A 25990-nucleotide genomic window follows, 5' to 3' on the forward strand; every position below is an offset into this window, starting at 1 on the left:
AATAATGCTAGGAGGGTGCGGAATGAAATATAGTGAAGCAAATAAAAAAGTTAAAAAGTTAGACAGTCGCTTATCAATTGAATCTGGTAAAGATGGCAGTGACTGTTTTTCCTCAGTAATTTACTTACGACACAGTGGAAGGTTAATCGCATGGATTTATGATAGTGAAAACGCTATGACTGACAATAAAGACTTGTTTGAGTCCGCAAATACCAGTATTCATCCTAGTTACAAAGCAATCAAGATACTAATTGAACTTCATGAAACGCCTGTCGAGGAGCGTGAAGACGAAAAGAAATATTACATCAAAGTAGCTTCGATTGACGGTGGTCTTTATCTGAATTACGTCAAGGAAGAGAAAAATTTTACTTTTTCAACTAAGAATGAAATCCCGACGCACCAAACACAATTCACTAAGCAAGAAGTGAATAGCTGGCTAAAAGCGACGACGCTAGCCATTGATTGGGACAAGGCTTTAGAAGAGGTGCCAGGCGATGAGGTTAGTGATGATTGAAGTCAAAGAGCCGACCGATGAATTGCGGCGGCAAGCGTTTGAACTTTTCGGGGAGGATTAAGAATGAAATATATGAATGGCAAAAGCATAAAAGTTGGCGACATCTTATGGGCAAAGGATGCTAGATGGATTGTAACTAACGATTACCAGATGGCACTTATTGGCAAAGAAATAGAGTTTACCCAAATGATTTTGCCAGCCTTTGTAAAATATGTTGGCAACGTGCACGAAAACCCGGAGCTACTGGAGGCGGGAAAATGAAACTTTCTGAATTGAAAAAGCGTGATGATTTTGGGGAATTAGCCGAAAGGGCCCACCATTTGGTTGATGATTGGGACGATTTTCAGATTATGCACACGGCCTTTCAACAAATGTTAGATGATAACGCTGATAAACCAATGGCGGTAGCTCGTCAAATAGACAAGTGGTATATGAAGAATCGGGCGGAGTAAGGAACAAAATTAAAAAGTATCTGCAGATTATCTGCTGAACTCCTGCAATAAATCTGCAGAGAAATGAAAGTACTACTTTATATAATACGAGGAGGTGGCTCCGTGGGATATATATACCTTTTGTTCCTAGTAAGTGTTATCCCCGGAATTGTTGTGGGATCATTTATCACATATAAATGGTTTGGGCCAATGCTGTATAAAGATAAAAGAGCCGGATGCAAGTATTGCCTTAAAAAGTTTCCTATATTTGATAAGAAAGGGCTAGAGGTTCGCATAGCATATGGGGTTCACATGATTATAAATTGTGATGGCAAAGGTACCGGTATTCAAATTGGATTTTGCCCAATATGTGGTCGAAAACTCAAATAAAATTTCTGATTTATAGGAGGAACGGAATGACTAAGACGGCGGAAACTAAACGGATTGAACATGCACTTTGGAACTTCACGCATAGCAAAATGGGTGTATATGGATGTTTTGAAGTGACCTTGGGCTTAGGAATGACTGCCGATCATCGAGAGATTGTTGACTATGTTACTTACGACAAATCTGGAGTAATACGTTGTTACGAGATTAAAACTAGTTACGCTGACTTTAAAAGTCATGCGCGCAAGTCTTGGTGGGGTAATTTCAACTATCTAATTGTGACCCCAGAAGTGCATAAACAAATAAAAAGCCATGGTGATATTTTAGGCGGCATTGGCATCTATGTTGTGGGTGATGATAATGTCCCAAAGTCTGTTCATTCGGCCTCAAACCATCAATTGACTGTTGGAGAGAGAGTCACCATTATCGAGAGCATGGTAAGGTCAATGGATCGTGAGGTTCAAAAGTTTTATCGCATTGAGCAATATTAAATGAAATTTTTGACTTATAGGAGGCGTAGCATGATTAAAACTTATCGTAAAACGGCAACAATTCAGGCAGAACAGTTTGATGGTAGCCAAAAAATGATCAGAAAATATGCTCACCTGGTTCCAAAGAATGTCCCAGAACCGTCCAGTAATTCATGGGTGACTAAAAATGGATTGTTTGAGTTTCATATTGGTGATTGGTTTATTTCAAAGCCTGATGGAATCTACGGACCAATTAATAACGCGGATTTTGAACGAGATAATACTGAGTTGCCGGTGATTCCTAAAATGGTCGCAAATTATATCAAGACAGCACATAGCTATGATCTTAGCCTTTTTGACTTTTTCCGAATTTCGTTTCAAAGCAAAAAAGACATTGATTCCGAATGGGTATGTGAACATTTTGAATTGGTTGCTCGTGCATGGTTAGACGGTTATCAAGTGGAGGAAGAAAAATGACTGACACCGAATATGCCAAAGCAATCCAAACGAAAGCCACAGTTGCCAACCTGGAAATGAACGCGGCACTAACAACTGAGCAATAGGCACAAATTGGCCAGGACTTCATTGCTGACATTATGGAGTTGAGTGAAAGGGGAATTGGTAGTGAAACGAACGACGATTAGAAAAGTTGAAGATATTCTACGTGACTATCCCAAGATTGACAAGTATATCGAAGAACGTGAGCAAGAGTTACGGTATCCATCAATGCCCGGTGATGACAACGTTGGCGGTGGTAAGGCTCAATACAAGTATGGCAATCAGACTTTAGACACTCTTATCACGATTGACGAAGACCGGCGTATCAATGCGCTAAAGCGCCAACGGGCGGTGATCGATGATTGCTTAGACGATGTGGGCGAAGATACAGAAATCATCGTTAACGAGTTGTACTTTAGAAAGCGGCCACGTTACACGATTGACGGATTGATTACCAATCATTTGATCAACGTTAGCCATACTAAAGCATTCAAGTTGCGGAATGAATTCATTTCGGACTGTGCTAAAGGTTTGGGATTGTATGAAATTGTGTACTAATTGCGTATTTTCGACCTGCATAATCATGCTAAATTAGTAGTATGCCAAGTAGGTTGATGACATAACTTCCTTTTAAATATGTGTGGATCGTCGTGGACTAATTGGTAAGCCACAATGTGATGTAGGTTCGAGTCCTGCCGACGATATATATGTTCAGGAGACCAAAGGATTACCAATTCGGTAATCCTTTTTTGGGATGAAGGAGAGGTACGAATATGACTATAAAAAAATGGAATACAATCTTGTTTTTTTAAGCGTATTACTTTTTGGATTAGGGATAATTATGGGCAAGTATGAAAGTAGTGCATTAGCAATGTTAACTGCAATTATCTGTCTATACTTTGCTTTAAATGGATGATACAATCATCAAAAAAAGGTGATTCTCATTAAAAAGGTATCTGTAAAAAATCGTGAATTTAACAATGTTGCTTTTAGTAAAATAACAGGTATTTTAGGTGTTATGAGTGCTATTATCAGTTTCGTGGACTTATCTGCTATTGTACGAATAATTATTCTGATTGCTATGTTGCTTGCAGGTGTTGCTTATTATTTCATCTCATTACACAAAGCCAATAATTTAAATAATCTGATTTTAAACTATGGAGAGTCCACAATTGAAATAAAGCAAGGTGATATATTCTCGGATGAGTATAAAACGGATGATAATAAACGAGTTTTTGCTTTTAATGAATATTTTGACACTAGAGTTGATGATGAGATTATATCTAAGGGTTCTTTGAATGGACAATTTATAAATAGAGAAGTTTGGGACGTAAATGATTTGGATGCAAGGATGGCTGATGATCCGCACTTAAAAAAACATATCAATAACAGTTATAAAAACCGTTCTGTTGGCGATAAGCATACATCGTATGAGCTTGGAACCATTTTTAAATATTCTGAGAACGTCCTATTGACAGCTATGACTTATTTTGATGATGAAAATCAAGCTAAACTGACTATTCAGGAATATGTTAAGTTTCTTATTCAGTTTTGGGATGAAGTAAATTCAATATATGCTAGTAAGACTGTTGTTATTACTCTTCTTGGAAATGGAATTACGAGGCTAGATAATAATATTTATTCATCCAATCAGATTTTAGAGATCATTTTGTGGACATTCTATTTAAGAAGGATAAAGTTTAGAAAACCAGCAAAATTAGTGATATTATTGAATGAAGATACTAATGCTCGTATAAACTATTATAAGATAAGGAGTATGTTCAATGGCCTACAGAAATAAGGTATATGTTGCGTTCGATGGTGACAATGATATGAATGCATATAGAACTTTTCAAATGTGGAACGCAAATCCGAACTTTGATTTTACTTTTTATCATGCACATGATTTGAATCATGCACTTGATTCAAGTCAAGAAGAAACTATTAAACGGAAACTTAGAGAGCGTTTTGCCAATTCAAAGTTATTTATCTTGTTAATTGGTGATCATACAAAATATCAATATCGGTTTGTTAAATGGGAAATTGATGTTGCCGTTAAATTGGAACTACCAATTGTTGCAGTCAATCTAAATAACAAGAGAACCATTAATTCAGAATTGATGCCAGCATCACTTAGAGGCAACTTGTCTGTTTCAATCCCATACAAGGAAAAAGCAATTAAATATGCGATGGATAATTGGCCTGATAGTGATAAGAGATATCGAAAAAATGAAGAAATTGATAATTACTATTACAAAGATTCTGTATATGAAAATTTGAACTTGTAAAATTACTAACGTCCTTCGGGGCGTTTTTATTTTGAACAAAGTGGAGGTGTGGTGGTATGTAATGGATAAACGAGAACAGGCCGGCAAGGACTATGCGGCAGGGATGAAGTACAAAGATATTGCTGCTAAGTATGATGTACCAGTTAATACCTTAAAGTCATGGCGCACTCGTGACCATTGGAAACGGGGTGCACCCGCAGTCAAAGAGGTGCACCCAAAACAAAAAGAAGATGCACCCAAGGTTGCACCTAAAATAATTGATGAATTAGAGGCAAACAACGAGCTTACTGAAAAGCAAAAGTTGTTCTGCCTTTTTTATTTGCAGCGTTTTAATGCGACGTGGGCGTATCAGCAAGCGTACAAAGCTAAGTACGATGTTGCAATGGTCAATGGGTCAAAGCTACTAGGAAATGCTAAGGTTAAGCGGCAACTAACCAAATTAAAAAAACAACAGTCAGCCGATCTTTATTTTGACGTACAAGACATTATCCGTGAGTTGCGCCAGATATCCAGAGGTGATGCTAGAGATGTAGTTGATTTCAAGACTGTTAAGCGGCTGGCTTGGTACAAAGTACGCGATGAGAAAGGTGACCAAGAAGACGGTGGCGGTCACTTTAGGTGGGAGCCTAAGATTGATCCTGAGACTGGTGAACAGGCTTGGTATTACGAGAACATCGTTAAGTTGCATGACAGTGATGAGATTGATACCAGCAACATCAAGTCGATTCGAATTGATAAAGGCGAGGCTGTTGTTGAAATGTACGATAAGCAAAGAGCATTGGAAAGTTTAGCCAAGCTTGTTTCGCCTGACATCAAACAACAGTCTCGTAAGTTAAAAGCTGAGGCTGATGTTGCTGAGGAGAAAGCTAGAAGCGTCAAAAGTAGTGGCAGCGATGTAGCTGAGCAGTTTGATAAGATGTTTAAACGATTGAAGGAGTCTAGCGATCAATGACAACATATGATGAGCTTAAATACACTAAGAAACAATTGAAAGTATATGATCAATTTGATCGTGATGACTGGTCGCTCATGATCAATAGTGGCGCGGTTGGATCTGGTAAGACTGTTATCGATAATGATTTATTTCTACGCGAATTGCTGAGAATTGGTAAGCTTGCACAATCGATGAATAAGAAAGCACAATACATTTTAGCCGGATTTTCTAGTAAAACAATTGCTAACAACGTATTACAAGAAATTATGCAAGCTTATCCAATGTTAAACATCAAGTTTGATGTACATGGTGCTTTTGAATTGTTTGGTGTTCGTGTCGTCCAGGCCTATACGGGTACTATTGCTGGTATGGCATCGATTCGTGGGATGAATGCTTGGGGAGCCTATATTAATGAAATGTCGCTGGCCAATGAGCAAGCATTTACTGAAATCCGTAATCGTGTCCGAGGATTTGAAGGTGCTCGAATCATCGGTGATACTAACCCTGACGTACCTACACATTGGCTGAAACGTAAGTATATTGATAAAGCCGATGATAAGAGCAAAGGCATTATCTACAATCATTTCACAATGGATGATAATACATTCTTGCCTAAGAAGTATGTTCACGATATGAAAGCTCAAATGAGTGGCATGTTCTATGACCGTTCTGTTTTGGGATTGTGGGTAGCTGGTGAAGGGTTAGTATACAGCGACTTTGATAAAAATCAGAATGTCATTAGTCAAGCTGATTTTGAGCAACGAACTGCTGATAAGCAATTAACTTACTATGCTGGTGTTGACTGGGGATTTGAACATAAAGGTGTCATCGTTGTCTTAGCCGATGACGATGACGGTAATACCTACTTGATCCAAGAAACGACCAAACAGCATCAGCAAATTGATTACTGGATTGACGTTGCACGTGCTATTCAAGCTAAGTATGGCTACAATATTCCATTTTACTGTGACTCAGCACGGCCAGAGTACGTGACACGTTTCCAGAATGAACATTTCAATGCGTTTAACGCGTATAAGACACGACTGACAGGTGTTGAAGAGTTAGCTGGTCTAATTAAGCAGCGTCGGTTCTTAGCAGTCAGAGAGGCCTTAGATAAGTTCTTAGATGAGCTGTATCAGTACACTTGGGATGAACGTACTGGTGAGCCAATTAAACTTAATGATGACGTGATGGATGCAACACGATATGCACGAGCTACTCGAACCTGGAAGCTGGCACATAACAATCAAGTCAATTTAAACGAGCAAACAAGAATTTTAGAACAAAATAATTTAATCATAGGCGATGATTCAGCGCCATGGATGTGAGGTGATTAGATGGCTGAAACTAATGATTTAATGGCTCATTATCGGTCGATTAATCCAGAATCAAACAGTATCACAATGTTAAACGGTAAGCGGTTTGGTGACCGATACCAGTTTCAAGCAAATCAACAGTACCAAATTCCAGCAGACACTTGGCAAGCGCTAAAGCCGATGTCTGCTGATTTTATTGAAATGATTCAATGGTATGTGAATGATCATTATATTAACCAGTTACCGCGTATTTTGGAGCTAGAGCGTTATTATCAAGCTGATAACAACATTCATTATTGGATGTCGAACAAACGCCGTGGTAAAGCGGATAAGCGGATTACGTCAGGCTTGCCACGGTATATTACTAACATTCGAGTTGGTTATGAATTCGGGAATCCACTGACTTTTGGTTATTCCAATCAGGATGATGAAAATGATACCGGTGATAATGTTTTAAATGCGTTGGCTGACTTTAATCGAATCAATGATGAACCATACCATGAAAAGGTCATGGGTAAGAACTTATGTAACACTGGTCGAGCTTATGAACTGATCTATTGTGCTAAAGGTGAAAATGCCCCACAAATTACACCGATTGATCCGAATCAGGCCTTTGTGGTGTGGTCCACAGATGTTAAACCGATGGAATTGTTTGCAGTTCGGTATTATGCCGTTAATGTGATGGATCAGGTTAATTATCAGATTGAGATTTATACATCTGATTACATCTACTATTATCAAGCTGGTGATAACCCAGCATCAGATTGGAAACTTGTACTGAAGGTTGAACACAGCTTTGGTGACGTTCCATTGATCGAATATGCTTTAAATGATGAGCACGTGGGTGTGTGGGAACCAAAATTAGATGAGATTGATGAGTATGACCAATCGCTATCTGAGATGGCTAATAGTCAAGCTGATTTTAGCAATGCAATGCTGCTGATTAACGGTGAGGTACAAAACAACACTGGTAAGCTGGAACAAATGATTGGGCCGAATGGTAAGCCATTATATATCGACAATTTAAAGGGTGGTTATACTAGTAATCCTCAAGATAGCGCTGGCAAGACTAATCAAGTTGTTATGGTACAGAAAGTCTTAGATACGCACGCTAATGTGTTGTATTTGCGGCCGTATGTCTACGATCAACCGAATGGCTCTAAGATGGTCAGCCAAACGACAGCACAGTACTTAACTAAGCAATTAAGCGCACAGGACTGGTCAACTTACATTAATCAACTGTTAGCTGATATTCACAAAGATACCAATACACCAGATACAACAGACGCGAACTTTGCAGCTAATGCATCAGGTGTAGCAATGTCATACAAGTTATGGGGCGTTGATCAAGAGCGTGATATCATGCAATCGCTGTATCAACGTAGTCTAATGCAAAGGTTGAAACTGATTTGCCAGCAATGGTCGTTTGTTGAGGGTGTTGATGTTCAGGCTGACCAATACAGTAATGTGACTATTGCGTTCACGCCTAATCTACCTAAAAATGATAGTGAGATCATGCAAAATATCAGTGCAGTTAAGAGTACTGGTGCGGTTTCTGATGAAACAATTCAAGAGATGGCAGAACAGGTTACTGGTATTCCGGCAGATCAGGAACAACAACGGATGTCTGATCAGAAAGATGCTAATATGCAACGTGGTCAAGATGCGTTTGGACAATTGCCAGGAATGGGTAGCGATGATAATGAGGTGACTGATGATGGCGATGACAACGAAACAGCAGGAACTGAATCGGATCAAACAACTAGTGAAGCAGGATCAACAGGACGGCAATCAACTAGCTAAGTTTTATCGCGATGCATTAGTTATGATTTCGGCTCATTTAACTACGTTTTACAACAATTATGCGACTGAAACAGGATTGACATTAACACAGGTTGACCAAGAGGTTAGTCAGTGGGATTTAGAACAGTTTAAGCTCGCCGTTGATGCGATGGTCAATGATCCTAATCCAGATGATACGCTGGCTAAGCGTTTAAAGCTTGCTTACGCTCAAGCATCTATATCTAGGCGAAATATGCTAGGAGCGATGGTTGGCATCGGTTTAGCGGTTGCTAGTGACCAAGCTGATAGGTTCGGACAGCAAACGATTACCAATAGTTATCATAAAACGTATCATGCAAGAACTGCTAAACCGGTTACTGATATCAAACCAATGCTAAAGCCAATTAAAGACTATACGAGCCGTATCTGGTTACACAATGATCAGATGGCTAACCGAGTACAGCAAGTGTTGTACCGTGGCCTACAACGTGGTCTAACTAAACAGGACTGGCAACAATTAACTGCCTTTAAATATCCTAGTCAGCCTCGTGAACCTGACAACTTAGCTAGTGAAGCTAATAAGGTGATTACTCAGGAGCAGACGTTGCTAAAATCAACTAAAGCTGATAGTGATAATCAAGCAACACTGAATGGCTACAAAGCAATTGGTGGGTATGCGGTTGAAATGGTACTACAACCAGGACATTGTGATCCTTGTGCTGAATTAGCTAGTGAAGGCCCATGGCTGATTGATGATGCGCCGAATATTCCAGAAGACACGCATCCGGGGTGTCGATGTTCATTCATTATGGTTAACAACAATGATCATTTAGAAAGTTCTTTACATGATGATACTGGTAATTTGAGTCTTGCTTAGGCAAGGCTTTTATTTTGCCCTTTTATTGCAAGCGGGCGTTAAAGAACAAGCAATTCAGCTATCGCGCTTTACACGATTTAGTCCAAGTGACTTAAAAAAAGGAGTTCTTAATGATGAAAATGAAGTTACAATATTTTGCCGATTCTGAATCAACCTCTGCTGAATCACAATCAGCCTCAACTGCATCGTCGGCTACAACTTCGGCGCAATCCGCTAGTCCTGCCAAGTACACGCAGGAAGACGTTAATAAGATGATGGCAGCTAAGGCTAATGAAGTGAAGACAGCATTGAGCGATGATTTACGGCAACAAAAGAATGATTGGTTGGCTGAAGGTGAGAAAAGAGCTGGTATGAGTGCGCAAGAGAAAGCCGAAGCGGCCTTACAAGACCAACGTGATGCGATTAAAGAGCAAGCAGACCGATTACAGGCTCGATTAGATGCTGCCGATAAACGTGATGCTTTAGCGGCCACTAAAGAAGTATTAGCAGATAAAAATATTCCGGTTGGTTTTGCTGAATTTATCAGTGCTACTGATGAGGATATTCGAAATGCTAACTTGCTGAAGTTTGGTGAACTATTTGAATCAGCATTGACTAAAGCAGTCGATGAACGAGTTAAGGGTAAGACTAATCCTCAAACTGGAACGTCAACCGTATCACAAGACATGAGTGCGACTGATTTTTCTAAATTAAGTATTGGTGAACGGATGGCTTTAGCTACTAAAGACCCAACGTTATATGCACAGCTTACAAAACAATAGGAGGTAGTAACGAATGGCTACTATTACAGGTAATGTAACTGACCTATCAGCTAATTTCATTCCAGAAGTTTGGCTTGATTGGGTCTACGACCGAATTACTAAAACTAACAACTTTTTTAAATCTGGCATTATTGCCCAAGATCCAATTTTAGGTAATCAATTATTACAACCAGGTTTGTACGTCACTATTCCACATATGAACGCAATTGATACGTCATTAGCGACGCAAGTATGGAATAACAAGAACGATATTACGACTAATGGTATGACATCAGGTACTGAAAATGATGTCAAAATCTATGAAGCACAATCGTTTGGCAATTCCGATTACGATGATTTGGTAACAGGTGCTAAAACCTTAGATCAAATTACCGCTCAATTCACGGATTACTGGGGTGTTGTTGATACGCAACGCTTGATCCAAGTTTTAAACGCAGCCTTCTTAAATGCTGATATTGCTACGGCAAAATCATTTAATGTTGGTAAAGAAAAGGTATTCGCCGCAACCGATTTTGTTAAATCGATGGCACGCATGGGCGATGTCAATAGTGGCAAGCCAACCCAAATTGCGGTTAACTCAGGGACCTACAATTATATGGTTCAAAACAACTTGATTGAATATACGCAACCAAGTGTTGGTGCAACCCCAATTGCTAACTACAACGGTTTGACGATCGTTCAAGATGATCAAATTCCATTGGATGCTAAAGGGACTACGGCCGCTTATATCTTTGGTAGTGGTGCGGTTAACTATTCAGTTGCAACGCCACAAAATGGTGTCACAACTGACCGTGATAACTTGAAACAAGGTGGGATCTCAGCTATTACCCATAAACGTGTAGTTACCACTCATATGGCTGGTACGGCTGCTGATATGACCGTAGAGTCTGATCCAACTAAATGGAAAGATGATTTAATTGGTGGATCTAAGGCCTTATATAAGCCAGTGAATGATGTTCGCAACATTCATGTGATCAAGTATGGCTTCACGATTGACCCTGATTACGTTATTAAAGGTGTTAACTCAGAAGTAGCAGCATCGACTACCACCACAGGTTCAACAACGACTCCAACCCCAAGCAAGTAGGTGACAGCTAATGGCAGTTAGTGCAAGTGATGTTAAAGGTAGTATTGGTATCTTTCAAAATTTTACTGATGATGAGATCAATAACCATTTAATCTCGGCTGAACAACAAGTGTCGAATGATGGGTTACCAGATAGCATGATATCAGCTGATACGATTCAATACACTAGGCACTTACTCTATGTTGATTGGGCGATGAGCTATGGCGGTATACAGTCAGCATCGACACTGGGCAATAGCCAGACTAATTTCAACTTACTCATGAGTAATGATCCCTATTTACTCCAATACAATGCGGACGTTGCCAATTTTGGCAATGGTGGCAATATGGGAGCCGTGTGGACTGAATGAGTGATGACTTTAATCGGATGCCAGAAATTTATGATCAGTTCAAGCAACTTGAAAAGGACCGATTAACCATTGGTGTTCCATGGACGGATCAACACTTAAATATGATTGCGTTAGTGCAAGAGTATGGTAAAACAATTCGCCCAGTTAATCGGCAATGGTTGGCTTTACCAACACCAGAAGCGCATGGTAAGCATCCAAAAGATTTTCCTAATCTGTTTTTCGTTTATCAGACACCTGAAAAGGCGTACTTAGCGATGAAAGATCCGGGTAAGTCAGTAGGCATTAAAACGATGTTTGTCTTGCGTAAAAGTGTTGTGATTCCGCCAAGGCCGTTTATTCGGAATACGTTTGATCATCACTTAGATGCTTGGACTGATTATGCTGGTGACTTAGGTTTCAACTTAATGATGGGTGATTTATCGGTCGATGGTTTCTACACTAAGCTGGGCGACCGAATAGTAGATGATTTAAAGAAAGCAATTAAGGTATTTGATAATCCTAAGAACGCGGCGTTAACAGTTGCCAATAAAGGATTTGATGATCCATTAATTCAAAGTGGTAAGTTAAGAGATTCAATTATGTGGATTAAAGAAAGGAATTGATAGACATGGCTCTTCAATTAGTAATCGTAGACGGAACAGTAGCAACACCAACAGTAAATGATATTAAATTTTATGGGGATAACAAGGTTGTTAAGATCACGGGGCGTGAACCCGGTGATGTGATCAAGGATGGCGAATACAAAGTAGCTTTCTATAATGCTAGCTCACAAGTATTCATTGGCCATTTTGTTGCCGTTCCCGGCTTTACCGTTTCTGGTGAAGTTGATCCAACCAATGTAACAGCAACGCCAACCGATGATGGTGCAGATGTTAGCCAAGGTGACGGCACTACTACGGATACCGCAGACACTGCTAAATAGTGGCCTTTCCTAATTTTGGTCAGTTTGGCTTTATGTATGATCAGCTAGCCCAACCATTAACAGTACGTGTGCCAACTGGTAATCAAACTCGTGATAAGCGTGGTTTGCCAATTGAAGGGTTCCAACCAGATAAACTGGTTAATGAACCATTGGTAAGTAATGCTGATCCAAATTTGACTTACCATAATGCGGGTGGTGGTCAAATCTCAGTTGGTACGTTGTACTGGGAATCACGGACGGCTGGTTATCCATTAGGTACGTTGGTAATTACTAAACCAGGACAAACGTATAAAGTGATTAGTCATGGCCTAGATGTCGCGGCTAATTTAACTTATTACCAAGTTCAGGGGGTGGGACAAGATGAGTAGTTGGGAAGATAACCTCTATGATCGTTTGGCCGAAGCCTTAATTGAACAGATTCATAAATATGAGCCGGATTTAGTTGTGACTGCTGAAAATGTTGTCGCAACTAATCCGGCTTTCCCATATGTTGAATATGATATTTATGATGATGGTACTGCTCAGACTTTTGAGAATATGAACAACGAACCATTGCTAGTTGGTGTTCAAATGAAGGCCGTCTCTAATCTTGAAAATGAAGCCAAAGCAATTGCCCAGTGGTTGTCAAAAGTGTTCAGAGAGGCACAACCAGCGACTGAGCTTATGCAGCAAGGGATTGGTGTTAAACGGGCATCTCCATTACCACCCACAGTGGATTTTCTAACAAGCGATTACATTTTTACATCAGGAACTGACCTGCAGATCGAAATACTGGACGGCTTTCAGGATAATACTCAGCCCGGTCAAATTCAGACCGTTAAACCTAATATTCAAGTAAACAAGGGGGATTTAAAGCATGGTGAAAGTTAAGCAAATGACCGATGTTCATATCATCGTTTCAATTCATCAATTGACTAGCGGTGCAGTGACACCATTAGTTGCTATTGCGACTAAGAACACAGACGCTACCACGAAGGCAACCGTCTATAACTCACTCTATGATTTAACCAATGATTATGGTGAAGATACTGGAGTATATGATCAGGCAGAAGCAATGTTTGAAGCAGATAATTTCAAAGGACCAGTTGAAGTTATCGCTTATCCAAATACAGATGTTGCTGATCCATCGGGTGTTCAAGCTAGTGGCACTACTGATGGTGGTACGGTTACAGCGAGTGCAACACCAGGGATTGTGACCGGCTTAGCTGAACATTTATACGATGGTTTCATCTACTTGGTCTTAGATAACGCCTCAGAAGACCAAATTGAAGCCGTTTCTGATTTCGTTTACGACAATCAACGGATTATGTTAGTTACTCAACCAAGTACCGTGGCTGATTTACAAAAACTGCAAACGCACGTTCTGGGTTACCAAAAGACCAAGGATTCACTTTGCAATACAGCCGCTTTAGTCGTTACCACGGCTGGCAATTATCGAGCCGCACAAGCAGCAGCCTATGCAGCCGCCAACTTACCAGTTGATTGGCAACATATTGGCAATCAAACGACCTTTGCACCAGATGCCGACTTAGCTATGGCTGATTATGATGCGATTGCCGCAGCTGGTGGGACTACGGTAGTTAACAAAGCCGGTGATTATATGTTGCTCAACGGTAAGGCACTAACAACTAATTACATTGATCAATTTGTGCATACACAATTAGTCGTTGATCGTTTCCAAAATGCCTTACAAAAGTATCTTAACCGGCATAAGTTTGTGACCTATGACGATACGCATATCAAAGAAATGACACAAACGCTACAAACAACTGGTGATGACTTATCAGCTTTAGGCGTATTGTTCCCATTATCTGATGGTAATAGCGTTGATATCACCAGTGTGTCACGTTCTAACACGCCTAACTCAGATGTTGTCAATCGGTCATACAACGGCTTTGAGATTAAAGCACAAATTGCCGATGACATTGATACCGTCAACATGAAGCTAGACATTACTTTATAGAGGGAGGATGAATTAAATGCCACAAACATCAAATGGGGTTAGCTACGACTTAATTGAAGCACGTTGGATGCACACCTATATTGGTTATCACGGCCAATCAATTGAATTGACCGGGTTTCAAGATGGTGAAAAAGTGTCTTCGAAACAAAACACGGCAACCCATACGCAACAAAAGACTTTTGAAGGCAACAACATGATTTTCCAATCAAACGATAAAGGTGGGACCTTTACGTTAACGTTGGTACCTGGTTCACATACCAATAACCTATTACATTATCTGTATCAACAATCAATTAATGCGGATGCAGATGTTGATCCAACTTTCTCAATTACTTGTGCTAATGATCAAACTGGCCAAGTTACTAAAGGTGAAGGTTGTGTTATTCAACAAGAACCTGACGATCAACAAAATAGTGGTGCTTATACCTTGGCCTGGACAGTTCTGGCCTCAGAATATACGACTACGCGTAACGCCCCAGACATCAATTTAGATTAGAACACATTTAAGCCCGGCTGTAATGGTCGGGCCTTTTTATTAGGAGGAAACCTAGATGACTGAAACTAAACAAGACGACAATTTATTAAAGATCATGAAAGAAGCTCGGCACGATGAAACCATCAAGTTTAAAACTTCTGATGGTAAAGATGGTAACCGAAAAGCAACCTATGAAGATCCTGGTATCGGGATTGCTATGCGGATTATGGATTTAATGAACACCGGTGATGATGAAGGCGATTTTGGAAAAATGTTCCAAGATATGATGAGTCAAGTCTTGATTGAACCACGGTGGACCTATGAAGATCTGGAAAAAGGCTTACCAGAATCATTGCATAAGAAACAAGTGGCAGCCAAAAACAAGGTTGGTAAAGATGTCAAAATTGAAATGGTTTGGCCCGGCTATCGGACAGCATTACAAATGACAATGATGCTAGAACGTCCATCTGGGGCTTCTAATATGCACGATACATTGGTTGTCTTAAACCGGGAAGTATTTCGACACAATGGCCAACCAGTTCGAATGGAATACTGGGAAATGGGTCATGAAGGCTATGGCTTAGGTATGAAGGCTTTTAGTGAAGCTACTGAATATCTACGTGATGTATTGGATTATAATGGCGTATTAGAAACATTAACCACTGGCCTTCGATTTCTGTCAAACACGGTACGATTCTAGTAATTCCAAATACTTCACTAAAGGAAAACTAAACGCCAAGTTAATTAAGCAATCAACTGAACGAAATTATGGATTTATAGAGCCTGCAATATGGGGACTATATTCACAACAGTCGGTTAATAAAATGAGCCAAGATGAATTTATTCAAGCACAGTCATTAACTCAGAAATATAAGGGGGAACTGGCTAGGTTGATTAAGGAATCGGTCAAGAACGGCGTGATTGAAGCGATTGCTGTATTACTTGGTGAAGGAGGTGACGAGAAGTGACTGAAACAAAAGAAGTCAGACATGCTGGGATTGGTATCCAGTTAAATATTGGTGGCATGGAAGAATTCCGGCGACTGAATGAAGACATCGATAAAATGTTGGGTAAATTTCGAGATCTTAAAGGCATCGCTGGCAGTACTAAAGGCCTGTTTGATGGTTTTAATAATGCTGGTCAAAGCATCAATAAAGCAACAAGTTCCGTTAGTGAGGTTCATAAGATAACACGTGACCTTAAAATGGATGCTGATAAAGCTGGTCAAGGCTTTAAAAGCATGAGTAGTGATATTAGTGAAACTAAGAGAGCCGCCAATGGTCTACAGAAAGATGCTGATTTTAGTAGTCCGGTTGATAAGAGCACGCGTTCGGTTAAAGAAGCCTATAGAGCGATGCATGAATCACAAGACAGCCTAAAGAAGTATAGCGATGCGATGACCCATTTACCGACTCAAAAGTTTACTGAGGTCCGCGATAAAATTGTTAATGCTAAAAAATCGGCTGATGATTCCGCGAACTCAATTAAAAAGGAAACTGATGAAACTAAGAAATCACAGTCTTCGCTTAGTAAGCTGCATGACATCATTAAGGGCAGTTTCATCGGTACTACGGTTTCAAGTGGGCTTAGCTGGCTTACCAGTGAGATTAAAACCATTACTCAACAGGGCTATGCGTTAGCTGAGGGTGGCGAGCAAATCCGTGACCAATGGAAAAATATCGGTCTAAATGATAAACAAGCTCACGGGATGACTGATCAAATTGCTGAGATTCGAGGCCAGTCTAATTTTGCAGGTTCAGCATTGGACGCGATGCAAAAGAAATTTTATGCGGCAACTGATAGTATTCCTAAAGCTAAAGAGTTGACTAACGAAATGGCTGCCTATGGTATGGCCGCCGGTAAATCTGGTGAGCAAATTCAACAGATTAGTATGGGTGTGGCCAAACTGACGGGATCTAAGAAAGTTTCAGCCGGCTTTTTCCAACGCTCATTCGGTCAAATGCCAGCTTTACAAAAGGCAGTTATTAAGGCTAGTGGTATGACCACTAAAGCCTTTACCGGTGCATTACAGAACGGCAAGATTACGGGTGCTAAACTACAAGGGTATCTCTCTAAAGCTGCTAAGAATAGCGGTAAAGAGTGGTCAGAGTTTGGCAAAACAACTCGTGGCCAAATGTCCAGTATTAGTGGGACTTTCCAGAACCTAAAGGCCGTTTTCGCAGCACCATTGGTTGGCGGCATCTCTAAAGCCTTAGATACCGTTGATAAGAAAAAAGGTGGTTTAGGTGATGTTAAGAAACAGTTGCAAGACATTGCTAAAGCACTAGGGACTAAGATGGGTAGTTACATCAGTGAAGGCATTAAGTTTTTAGTTAAAAACCGTAAGTCATTAGCTGAAATGGCTAAGGCTTTGTTTTCAATTACTAAGAACTTAGCGCTGGGTGTCTGGAAGACATTTGCTGGTACGGCCGAGTTGCTGTCAGGACATGCAAAGGATACATCAGGAAGTTTGAAGTCAACTGCTGGTTGGCTTGATTCAATTTCGAAGCATAAAGGTGCTATTCAAACTATTGGTAAAGCAATGGCCGGTATCTGGGCCACATCGAAATTGATGAAGGGCTATAGTGCTGGTAAAAATTTCTTGGGATTTGGCGAAAAGACCGGACTCATTCTTAAACCAAAAATTGACGGCGCTGAGGGCGAGAAAGAGATGACCTTGTTTGCCAGAACGATTAGACATCCTATACAGGAAGCTAAAGCAGGCTTAAACGGTTTGAAAAGTGCCGCTTTGAATGTTGGTAAAGGCTTTAAAACAGCGTTCGCCTTCATGAAGGCCAATCCTTTGATTGCTATTGTCACGGCCGTTGTGGCGGTAATTGCAATCTTTGTTGAGTTGTATAAGCATAATAAGAAGTTCCGAGACTTTGTCAATGGATTGCTAAAGTGGGCCAAGAAGTTTGCCATTGGCATTGGTAAATGGTTTGGTCAAGCCTATCATGCTGTAACTAAGTGGATCGGTAAGATGGCGTCCGGTGTAAATAAACGCTGGGGTAATCTTTGGACGGATAGTATCAGAGTATTCAAGTCGGCATGGTCGGCAATCAAAGATATTGTCCGTGTGTTCTATGACATCTTCACCGGCAAATTTAGTGATTTAAAGAAGATCATTCCTAAACTAATCAAAGATATGTGGAAACTCATTAAGGACTACTTTAAGGGTGCTTATGATTTCCTAAACGATCTAACCGGTGGTTGGGTTTCGAAGATTAGCAAGGCGTTTACTAATGCTTGGAAAGATATCGGTAAAGGCTGGAAAGACTTCTGGAATGGCATTGATAGCTGGTTTAGCAATCTCTGGAAGGGGATTGTTAAACATGTTCAAAACGGAATTAATGACATTATTGATACGTTGAACGGCGGTATCAAAGGCATTGATTGGGTTATTGGCAAGTTTGGTGGTTCCGATAAAGCTATTGGCACGATTAACCATGTCCATTTGGCAACTGGTACTGGTGTGTTTGGTAACCAACGCCGCGCAATTACTCGTCCTACAATGGCGATGCTTAATGATGGTCATGATTCACCACAAACTGGTAATCGTGAAATGCTGATTCATCCGAATGGCCTATCAGAATTGGTTAAGGGTACTAATGTCATGCGAATGCTGGAACCAGGCGCTGAGGTTCTAAATGCCTCCGAAACTCGTCAGATGATGGGTGTGGATCGATTCGCTAATGGTACTGGATTCCTGAGCGGTATTTGGAAAGGAACAAAGAATATTGCAACTGGTGCGTGGGATGGTGCTAAGAGTTTAGGTGCAAGCATTGCATCAACCGCTAAAGGTGTAGCCAAAGCAACCATTGGCACTTTTAACACTGTCAAAAAGATTATTAGTAATCCAACGAAGTATTTGAATAACATGCTGACCAAGCCAAAGGGCAGCGGTGAGATTTTAAGTTCATTTGCTTCTGGCATGTATGGTGGTATGAAGAAACAAGCCAAGCAGTGGTGGTCATCATTATGGGGAATGGTTAATTTAGATGGTAGTGGCAGCCAAGGCTCAGGCTCTCGTGGTGCTTTCTTAGATGAAGCTATTAAGCTTGGTCATGCTGCTAGAGGTTATAGCGAGAGTGCTGGACGGTTAGGACCCGAATACTATGACTGTTCTGGTTTGGTTTACACGGCATTGAAACATTTAGGTGTTCATGTTGGTGGCGGTTCTACTACCGGACCTGAATATCAATTTACTAGTCCAGTTTCTTGGTCTAAGGCTCGTCCTGGGGACTTAGCATTCTGGGGTTCTGGCGGATCTGAACACGTTGGGATTGTTTCCAATACCAGTGGTAGTGGTCGGATGTATAACGCCGAAAATCCAACTGATGGGATTAAATATGGCCCTATCAAAGGCTTTATGAGTGGCTTCGCTGGACTACGGCGGATTAGTCAATTGCATGATGATGATACCAAAGGTAGTTCTAAAAAATCTACCACGGCTGGTTCAATCAACAAAAATATGAAGAAACAGGTAGGTAGTGGTTTCTTTAGTTTTATGGATAAACTAGCCAGCATGTTTGGTGTTGACAATTTAGGCGGTGGGCCTAATGCTAAGCCAAGCGGTGATCATATGCACTGGTTGAAGCAAGCTGGTATTCCAAAGTCTGAGTATGACATGTATAACTACATCATTAGTCATGAATCCGGTTGGAATCCGCATGCTACTAATAGCGGTTCTGGCGCTTATGGGTTACCACAATCGTTACCAGGATCAAAGATGGCAAGTGCTGGTTCTGATTGGAAAACTAATCCGATTACGCAGTTAAAGTGGATGAAAGACTATGTAACGCATGGCAACTATCACAGCATCAATCAAGCATATGCTCATTGGCAAGCCAATCATTGGTACGCCAAGGGTGGCGATGTGCCGGCTGATCAACTGTCAGTAGTTGGTGAAAAAGGCTGGGAGCTATTCAAGCCTAAATCCGGCGGTCATGTCTTTGATCATGAGACTTCTAAGAAGATCCTATCTCGTGGTAGCCAAAAGATTGATATTCATGGCGCTACGATTCAAATGACAGTTACTGGTAATGCTGATGCAAATACGGTTTCAAAACTGCAATCAGTAATGAATGATTCAAACGATGCCTTAGTTGAAAAGATTCGTGAAACTTTGGGCTTAAATGATGATGGAGGGTTGATTGTTTAATGGCAACTAAGAAGAAAGCGATTGTAACTAAAGGTAAGAGTACTGCGTATCTTAAAAAGCATGCTGCTTCAGCAAAAGCTGTTGTTAAAACAGATGCTCAAAAGATTACTAAAGCTAAAGGTGTTATCGATACGGCTAAAAAACAACTTGAAAAAGTTTCGGATCAGTTAAACACGGCTAACGGATACCGTGATCAGAGTGCGGCTTACCAAGCGTTAACTAAGCAAATCGAAACTGCTCAAGCAAAGATGAAGACAACTAAAACTAAAAAGGAACGTGATAAATATGCTAAACAAATCAAAAGTCTTACCACGCAACGGGCCGCAGTAGCGGCTACTATGCGTAAGATTGCTAATAGTGCTGGTTATGCCAAAGCGATGAGTACAAAGACTCGAGCCGATGCAATAATTAGTAATACCAAGCAAGCTATTAGTGATTTAAAGGATAAAAAAGTTAAAGATACTAAGAAATATACAACTTATAAGACTGCTTACAATAATAAAGTGGCGGCTGCTAAGAAAGCATTACAACGAAAGAATAGTACCAAGATTCAAACGAAAATCAAGGTGGCTAAGAAATCGAAGGGACTTAAACGCGGTTTCTCTACGGCAATTTATCGTGCTGATTTGAAAACTAGTCGTGTCTTCCTGTTTGGTGAAGCGTCACCTAATGAAACAGATGAACAAGATTTGCCAACACATCCAGTTGATAAGTCTGACCCACGGATTAACTACGGATCGCGGAATAGTAAGCAGTTAAGCGGAACGTACTATTTACATGGTAGTTCCTTTAGTAAACTTGATGCACAGTTTGTCATTCTGCAAGGTTGGGCTAGAAAGAATGTTGAAGTGGTCGTGCGAGGATTCTCTAAGTGGAATCATGCCTATTTAGCCAGTGTCAGCAAGACTATGGATGAGCCTTACAAAGACACCTTAGCCATCCAACTAACCTTACAGTACGCCGAGAAAGCCCATATTAAGTATGCTAAGAAGTCTAAGAAGAAATCTAAGGCTAGTGCTAGTAAGAAAAAAGGGTCTAGTAAATCGACTAAAAAGTACGTCACAGTTAAAGCTGGCATGACTTACTGGGGGATTGCACAGAAGTACAATGTGTCAGTGTCTAGTCTTGAAAAGATGAATAAGTGGCCCGCACGAGTAATTCCGGTGGGTGTGAAAGTGAGGTATGTCTGATGAGTGTTCATGACACGATTGAAGTCGATGCTGATGACTTTCCTTATACGCAATCCGTAGACCTTAGTGATGGGGTCTTTTTGTTTACCTTTCAATGGAACGAAACTGACCAGCATTTTACTGTCGATGTTGCTGATGCCGAAGGTAATGACATTCGTAAAGGCGAAGTCTTAATTCTGAATCAGGCGTTATGGCGTGGCATTAATGATGATGCACTGCCGACTGATACGATTATTCCGATGGATGAGTCCGGTAATGAAACTCAGATTGATCCGGGCAACCTAGGCGATACGGTGCAACTTTGCATTGATGACATTGTGGTTTAGAGGTGAAGCCAATTGAAAGAGAAGATTAGTAGTAAGGGCTATTACTGGGGATATAAAACAGTAGTGACTATCACCCATAGCGGCAATAAGCTGACTTTATCAACGGCTGACAATACTGATATCGATTATGAAGTCAATTCGACCGATGGCGGTAGCCCAGCTAGTAATACGGTGACCTTTTATAACATTGCTAAGAGTCATCAATCTAAGATTCATAAAGGTGATCATATTGTGATTAAGTCTGGTCCGAGTGATCTTTATGGTGTACTGAGTGAAGGCAATATTACAAATATCACCCCAGAAACACTTGATAGTGCTGACAAAAGCTTTCAGATCACCTTTACCGAGGGTATTGATTACTCCAAAGATAAACGATTGTATAGCAAATTTAATGGTTCCAAAATGGTTAAAAAGACGGTGACGGCGGGTAAAACTAAAGTTACTTATACCAAGCGACAGGTCAAGAAGGTTAATATTGCTTTTAAAAAAGGTGTCAAAGCCAAACAGATTATTGATCGAATTAAACGTGATGCCAAGATTGAAATTGAGGTTTGTCGATTGAAGAAAAACAAGGTTTACAAGAAAGGTTATACACTCTCCAGTAAGCCTTTAGCGGCCATTAAAGCCATTGCTAAGGATTGTGGGAGTAAGGTCTATTATCGTCAAGGTAAGTTGGTAATTGATGATAATGCTAAGCCTAATCCGTTTAATGAGCATCTTTATTTAGATATGAAGAGCGGCTTAACGGCGGAACCAACGGCTGATGAGAGTGACGGTGGTAGTAAGACATATACGCTAGCTTGTTTTGATGATCCCCGGTTAAGCGCTGGTTCAGCAGTATATGTTAAGGCCACGAATATTTCTGGTTTGAAACGAGTCAAAAGTGTCAATCATAAACATGATAAGAGCACTTATGAGATGGAGGTGGTGGTGTATGCCTAAGAAGGTTTCGGATCCCAAAAACAAGTTATCCGATTTTTTAACTGAGGAACTAATTCCGATGATTCAGGCCGCCATCAATTGCCATATTGTTGGTCGGGTAATTAGTTATGATAAAAGCCGCCATGTTTGTGATGTGCAACCGTTACCGCTACAGTCTGATAAAGATAAGCGAGCGGCATTAACGGAATGTGTAGTGCCAGCAAGTATCTGGCAGACGGATGAAGCGATGGTTGCATTGAAAGCGCCAGACTATAAGAAGATGAAGGTTGGTTCAGTTGTCTGGATTGGATATTGTGATCGTGAGATGGATAACTGGACTGGCAGCAGTAATTACCAATTGGAAAGTAAACGAATGCATAGTTTGCAAGATCCAGTTGTTGAGGCGGTGATTAAACCATGATGGCGTTAGCTTTAGATAGCACCGGTGATATTGACTTTGATGCCAACACCGGTGTTTTTAATACAGTCAATGATAATGATGAGATTGTGCAACATTTGAACTTGCTATTGGGAATCAATCTAGGCGAATTAACTTGGAATGATGAAATTGGGTTGGATCAAAACGATGTCATGATTAATGGTGACAACGAAAGTATTGTTCAATCTATTTTAGATGATTATTTACAGGCTCAGTTAGGTGAAAGCTACGAAGGTATTGAAGTTACTGATTTTAGCGTTGATCGTGAGCAGCGACTCTCAACACTAAGCGCCACTGTAACAATGGATGGTGAGACTTTTAATGCGGCCATGGCTTTAGATAATGGGTCAGACGATGAAGGAGATGATGATAATGCCACTAACAGCTAAAGGGTATGATCGACCCGAGCTAGATGATTTACGGGAAGATATTAATGCCTTGTTTGTAAAGTACTTTGGTGATGGTGTTGATATGGATGATGCCGAGACAACTGGACTATTAGCTGGGACATTATCTGATGTCAGTGAACAAGTTGAAGAGTTAGCTCAGGGTATTTACAATGCGATGTTTGTCTTGAAAAGTAATGGCGCTAATCTTGATGATTTAGCGGCTGAGGAAGATGTGTATCGTAAGCCAGCCACGTATGCGGTTGTCGATTTACAAATTGATGGCTATGTTGATCAGGATTCGCCAACAATTATTCCAGAAGGCACACAGTTTTCAACGCCTGATGGTCAAATCTTTGCGACTGCTAAAGATATTACACTTAGCAAGCAGGCAACCTATGTGGATTCTGGTGGCATTACCCAACCATTGGTAGATGAAGACGGTAATCCACTAGGACGAGCTACAGTGCAAGCTAATGCGCTGGAGAGTGGTACTGAAAGCAATGTCATGTTGAATATGATTGTGAATGCTGAAGAATCCATTGATGGTTTTAAGCAAGTCACCAATTTACAAGCGGCCACTGGTGGCGGTGATCCTGAAACTGATGACGCATTACGGTTACGAGTGCTGGCTAATCGTGAAAGCAAGCCAAACAGTACGGTTAGCGGGATTGAGACGGCGATTAAAAATGTCATTGGTGTCCAAGACGTGCGGCTGGTCAATAATCAGACGATGACAACGGATAGCTATGGTAATCCAGCTAAGTCATTGCATTTGTACGTCATCGGTGGTAATGATGCGACGATTGCACAGACGTACTTCGATCACTTGCCGCCTGTCACTAATACGATTGGAAGCGTGATGGGAGCGGCAAATGACATCGGCGGTAGCGAATATATTGTCATGTTTGATCGTGCCGAAACAGTACCCGTTTATGTGGAAGTTAGCTTAACCGTTGATGAAACTCAATTCGATACGGATAACGGACCAGTACAAATTAAGCAAGCCATTATGAATTACTTTGATACCTTAAAAATGGGTGGCAAGGTTCTGTATTCTAAGTTGTTTGGCCCGATTTATGCGCCAGCTGGTGTTAACGATGCAACGGTAAAGATTGGTACGGCTGCTGATGCACTTAGCACGCAAGACATTACGATTAGTGCCTTTCAATTAGCGGTGGTGTCGTCAGGTAACATCACAATTAACGTTGCGGATTGAGGTGATTAGATGTATCAAACTGAAAGCGATATTAGCGATGATACGCTACGCGACCGAGTTTTAAGTAGTTTCCCGGCATATATGAATCAGGAAGATGATTCAAATAATCAACGGATTCTTAATATCATTGCGGACATGTTTACTCAGCATAAAAATAACCTGCTGAATATCTCTAAACAACGTTTATTATCAACTTGCTCAGGACAATCACTGACTGATTTAGCAGCTGATTACGGAATTAACAGATTGGATGACGATGATAACTTTTTACGGTTTCAGATTCGATTTCAAATGATGAAGAATCGAATTGGGATTACAACCAATGATATTAAGCAGCTAATCGCGGTGTTGTTGGACGTGACAATTAATACATTCGATATTGTCGGAACTGATAATCCAGAAGAAATTGAAGTCATTAATGTCCCATTCTCATGGGACAGTGGGGATAAAGCCGAGGTTAAGCGGACCATTTTAACTAATGCGATTCAGTCAATGCTGCCGCCTGAATATAATTTGAAAGATTTGAAGTACAGTATCGAAAGCCCTAGTCAGCTATATGTTGGCGTATTAGCTAAGACATCAGCTCAAGTAACAGTAAAGGAGATGGCCTAATGGCAACGATGAATGTAGGTATTTTGACAACGGCTGGTAAAACATTGCTCGACCGTGTTGAAAGTGGCCAAACAAAGATTACTTATTCCAAAATGGTATTCTCTAGCATGGATAACGGCAGTTTCAGTGATACACAACTGTTGGGATTAACTTTGATTACCCCACAAGAAGTGGTCATTAATGATCCACAAGCAATGCTAGATAGTACTAGTGGTGAAACGAAGATTCGCGGTAATGGTGATAACTCGGCTTTAAGCTCGGGCGTTTATATCAAGACATACGGTGTTTATGCCAAAGATGATGATGGTAATGAAATTCTTTACGGATTGACAGTATCTGATCATCCGAACTACCTAGCACCATTTGATGGCCTAACACCACAGGCTGTCACTTACACTTATAAAACAACTATCAGTCGGACGGATCAAGTGAACTTTACTAATTCGGCCGATATTTATTTGACTGATCAAGATTTAAAAGATGCTGTGTCAGTGCTAGTGACTGAAACTGATTTTACGGCGGCAATCAATAGTAAGCAGGATAAGATCAATTATGTACCAGCGAATGATGCCGACGTCGTGCATACAAGCGATATGCGGAAACCAGCCGATAAGGTTGCTTCAATCGATGAAGTTAACACTAAGCAGGACAAGCTAAACTATACGGCCGCTGATGATAC

Annotated in this window: 32 protein-coding genes; all 32 read left to right on the top strand. The window is 40.6% G+C overall.

Annotated features, from left to right (window positions below):
* The first annotated feature begins 22 nt into the window (after positions 1-22).
* The gene (locus FFM84_RS15580; protein WP_130844063.1) at positions 23-514 is read left to right on the top strand and encodes a hypothetical protein; all 492 of its coding nucleotides are present in this window, start codon (positions 23-25) and stop codon (positions 512-514) included.
* Positions 515-577: 63 nt separating this feature from the next.
* Positions 578-775 (top strand): hypothetical protein, encoded by a 198-nt coding sequence (locus FFM84_RS15585; protein ID WP_130844062.1) that lies wholly within the window; start codon positions 578-580, stop codon positions 773-775.
* Positions 772-966 (top strand): hypothetical protein, encoded by a 195-nt coding sequence (locus FFM84_RS15590; RefSeq protein WP_130844061.1) that lies wholly within the window; start codon positions 772-774, stop codon positions 964-966. Before FFM84_RS15585 ends, FFM84_RS15590 begins: the two co-directional genes overlap by 4 nt.
* Before the next feature lie 395 nt (positions 967-1361).
* Complete coding sequence (locus FFM84_RS15595; RefSeq protein WP_130843975.1) at positions 1362-1823, top strand: hypothetical protein; 462 nt, start codon at positions 1362-1364, stop codon at positions 1821-1823.
* 30 nt (positions 1824-1853) lie between these two features.
* The gene (locus FFM84_RS15600; protein WP_165450263.1) at positions 1854-2279 is read left to right on the top strand and encodes a DUF1642 domain-containing protein; all 426 of its coding nucleotides are present in this window, start codon (positions 1854-1856) and stop codon (positions 2277-2279) included.
* A 147-nt stretch (positions 2280-2426) separates the two neighbouring features.
* The gene (locus FFM84_RS15605) at positions 2427-2858 is read left to right on the top strand and encodes a DUF722 domain-containing protein (protein ID WP_130843977.1); all 432 of its coding nucleotides are present in this window, start codon (positions 2427-2429) and stop codon (positions 2856-2858) included.
* 376 nt (positions 2859-3234) lie between these two features.
* Positions 3235-4101: a macro domain-containing protein gene (locus FFM84_RS15610; RefSeq protein WP_225425243.1), complete on the top strand. Its 867-nt coding sequence runs from the start codon at positions 3235-3237 to the stop codon at positions 4099-4101.
* Positions 4085-4588, top strand: coding sequence for a TIR domain-containing protein (locus FFM84_RS15615; protein ID WP_130843978.1), 504 nt, complete (start codon positions 4085-4087; stop codon positions 4586-4588). Before FFM84_RS15610 ends, FFM84_RS15615 begins: the two co-directional genes overlap by 17 nt.
* A 61-nt stretch (positions 4589-4649) precedes the next feature.
* On the top strand, positions 4650-5540 hold the full coding sequence (locus FFM84_RS15620; RefSeq protein ID WP_130843979.1) for a terminase small subunit: 891 nt from the start codon (positions 4650-4652) through the stop codon (positions 5538-5540).
* Complete coding sequence (locus tag FFM84_RS15625) at positions 5537-6850, top strand: PBSX family phage terminase large subunit (protein WP_130843980.1); 1314 nt, start codon at positions 5537-5539, stop codon at positions 6848-6850. Before FFM84_RS15620 ends, FFM84_RS15625 begins: the two co-directional genes overlap by 4 nt.
* A gap of 9 nt (positions 6851-6859) precedes the next feature.
* Positions 6860-8641: a phage portal protein gene (locus FFM84_RS15630; protein ID WP_130843981.1), complete on the top strand. Its 1782-nt coding sequence runs from the start codon at positions 6860-6862 to the stop codon at positions 8639-8641.
* Positions 8556-9497, top strand: coding sequence for a hypothetical protein (locus tag FFM84_RS15635; RefSeq protein WP_137643817.1), 942 nt, complete (start codon positions 8556-8558; stop codon positions 9495-9497). The genes FFM84_RS15630 and FFM84_RS15635 overlap by 86 nt, the downstream gene beginning before the upstream one ends.
* Before the next feature lie 113 nt (positions 9498-9610).
* Positions 9611-10258, top strand: a complete 648-nt coding sequence (locus tag FFM84_RS15640; RefSeq protein WP_225425244.1) for a DUF4355 domain-containing protein — start codon at positions 9611-9613, stop codon at positions 10256-10258.
* A gap of 13 nt (positions 10259-10271) precedes the next feature.
* A complete protein-coding gene (locus tag FFM84_RS15645) occupies positions 10272-11345 on the top strand; it encodes a phage capsid protein (protein WP_130843983.1) in 1074 nt (357 codons plus the stop codon).
* Positions 11346-11355: 10 nt separating this feature from the next.
* Positions 11356-11694, top strand: a complete 339-nt coding sequence (locus FFM84_RS15650; RefSeq protein WP_130843984.1) for a hypothetical protein — start codon at positions 11356-11358, stop codon at positions 11692-11694.
* Positions 11691-12296 carry a hypothetical protein gene (locus FFM84_RS15655; RefSeq protein ID WP_130843985.1) on the top strand — a complete coding sequence of 202 codons (606 nt, stop codon included), beginning with the start codon at positions 11691-11693 and terminating at the stop codon, positions 12294-12296. Before FFM84_RS15650 ends, FFM84_RS15655 begins: the two co-directional genes overlap by 4 nt.
* Before the next feature lie 5 nt (positions 12297-12301).
* A complete protein-coding gene (locus FFM84_RS15660; protein WP_130843986.1) occupies positions 12302-12616 on the top strand; it encodes a hypothetical protein in 315 nt (104 codons plus the stop codon).
* Positions 12617-12648: 32 nt separating this feature from the next.
* The gene (locus FFM84_RS15665; RefSeq protein ID WP_130843987.1) at positions 12649-12984 is read left to right on the top strand and encodes a hypothetical protein; all 336 of its coding nucleotides are present in this window, start codon (positions 12649-12651) and stop codon (positions 12982-12984) included.
* Entirely contained in the window at positions 12977-13486 is a 510-nt protein-coding gene (locus tag FFM84_RS15670; protein ID WP_130843988.1) for a phage neck terminator protein, read from the top strand. Before FFM84_RS15665 ends, FFM84_RS15670 begins: the two co-directional genes overlap by 8 nt.
* Complete coding sequence (locus tag FFM84_RS15675; RefSeq protein ID WP_130843989.1) at positions 13473-14579, top strand: hypothetical protein; 1107 nt, start codon at positions 13473-13475, stop codon at positions 14577-14579. Before FFM84_RS15670 ends, FFM84_RS15675 begins: the two co-directional genes overlap by 14 nt.
* A gap of 16 nt (positions 14580-14595) precedes the next feature.
* Entirely contained in the window at positions 14596-15075 is a 480-nt protein-coding gene (locus tag FFM84_RS15680) for a tail tube family protein (RefSeq protein ID WP_130843990.1), read from the top strand.
* A 55-nt stretch (positions 15076-15130) separates the two neighbouring features.
* Positions 15131-15754 carry a hypothetical protein gene (locus FFM84_RS15685; RefSeq protein WP_130843991.1) on the top strand — a complete coding sequence of 208 codons (624 nt, stop codon included), beginning with the start codon at positions 15131-15133 and terminating at the stop codon, positions 15752-15754.
* A gap of 124 nt (positions 15755-15878) precedes the next feature.
* Positions 15879-16022, top strand: a complete 144-nt coding sequence (locus FFM84_RS16215; protein WP_165450264.1) for a hypothetical protein — start codon at positions 15879-15881, stop codon at positions 16020-16022.
* The gene (locus FFM84_RS15690; RefSeq protein ID WP_130843992.1) at positions 16019-20218 is read left to right on the top strand and encodes an aggregation-promoting factor C-terminal-like domain-containing protein; all 4200 of its coding nucleotides are present in this window, start codon (positions 16019-16021) and stop codon (positions 20216-20218) included. The genes FFM84_RS16215 and FFM84_RS15690 overlap by 4 nt, the downstream gene beginning before the upstream one ends.
* Entirely contained in the window at positions 20218-21408 is a 1191-nt protein-coding gene (locus tag FFM84_RS15695; RefSeq protein ID WP_130843993.1) for a LysM peptidoglycan-binding domain-containing protein, read from the top strand. Before FFM84_RS15690 ends, FFM84_RS15695 begins: the two co-directional genes overlap by 1 nt.
* Positions 21408-21734: a phage baseplate plug family protein gene (locus FFM84_RS15700; protein ID WP_130843994.1), complete on the top strand. Its 327-nt coding sequence runs from the start codon at positions 21408-21410 to the stop codon at positions 21732-21734. The genes FFM84_RS15695 and FFM84_RS15700 overlap by 1 nt, the downstream gene beginning before the upstream one ends.
* A 12-nt stretch (positions 21735-21746) precedes the next feature.
* Entirely contained in the window at positions 21747-22676 is a 930-nt protein-coding gene (locus tag FFM84_RS15705; protein WP_130843995.1) for a hypothetical protein, read from the top strand.
* Positions 22669-23076, top strand: coding sequence for a Gp138 family membrane-puncturing spike protein (locus tag FFM84_RS15710; RefSeq protein ID WP_130843996.1), 408 nt, complete (start codon positions 22669-22671; stop codon positions 23074-23076). The genes FFM84_RS15705 and FFM84_RS15710 overlap by 8 nt, the downstream gene beginning before the upstream one ends.
* A complete protein-coding gene (locus FFM84_RS15715; RefSeq protein WP_130843997.1) occupies positions 23073-23483 on the top strand; it encodes a contractile injection system sheath initiator in 411 nt (136 codons plus the stop codon). The genes FFM84_RS15710 and FFM84_RS15715 overlap by 4 nt, the downstream gene beginning before the upstream one ends.
* Positions 23467-24699 (top strand): baseplate J/gp47 family protein, encoded by a 1233-nt coding sequence (locus FFM84_RS15720; RefSeq protein WP_165450265.1) that lies wholly within the window; start codon positions 23467-23469, stop codon positions 24697-24699. Before FFM84_RS15715 ends, FFM84_RS15720 begins: the two co-directional genes overlap by 17 nt.
* 9 nt (positions 24700-24708) lie before the next feature.
* The gene (locus FFM84_RS15725; RefSeq protein ID WP_130843999.1) at positions 24709-25311 is read left to right on the top strand and encodes a hypothetical protein; all 603 of its coding nucleotides are present in this window, start codon (positions 24709-24711) and stop codon (positions 25309-25311) included.
* The coding region (locus tag FFM84_RS15730) for a hypothetical protein (protein ID WP_137643818.1) at positions 25311-25990 on the top strand (680 nt) is incomplete at its 3' end. The genes FFM84_RS15725 and FFM84_RS15730, both read left to right, overlap by 1 nt.

It is taken from the genome of Lactiplantibacillus mudanjiangensis (assembly GCF_005405385.1).
GTDB lineage: Bacteria > Bacillota > Bacilli > Lactobacillales > Lactobacillaceae > Lactiplantibacillus > Lactiplantibacillus mudanjiangensis.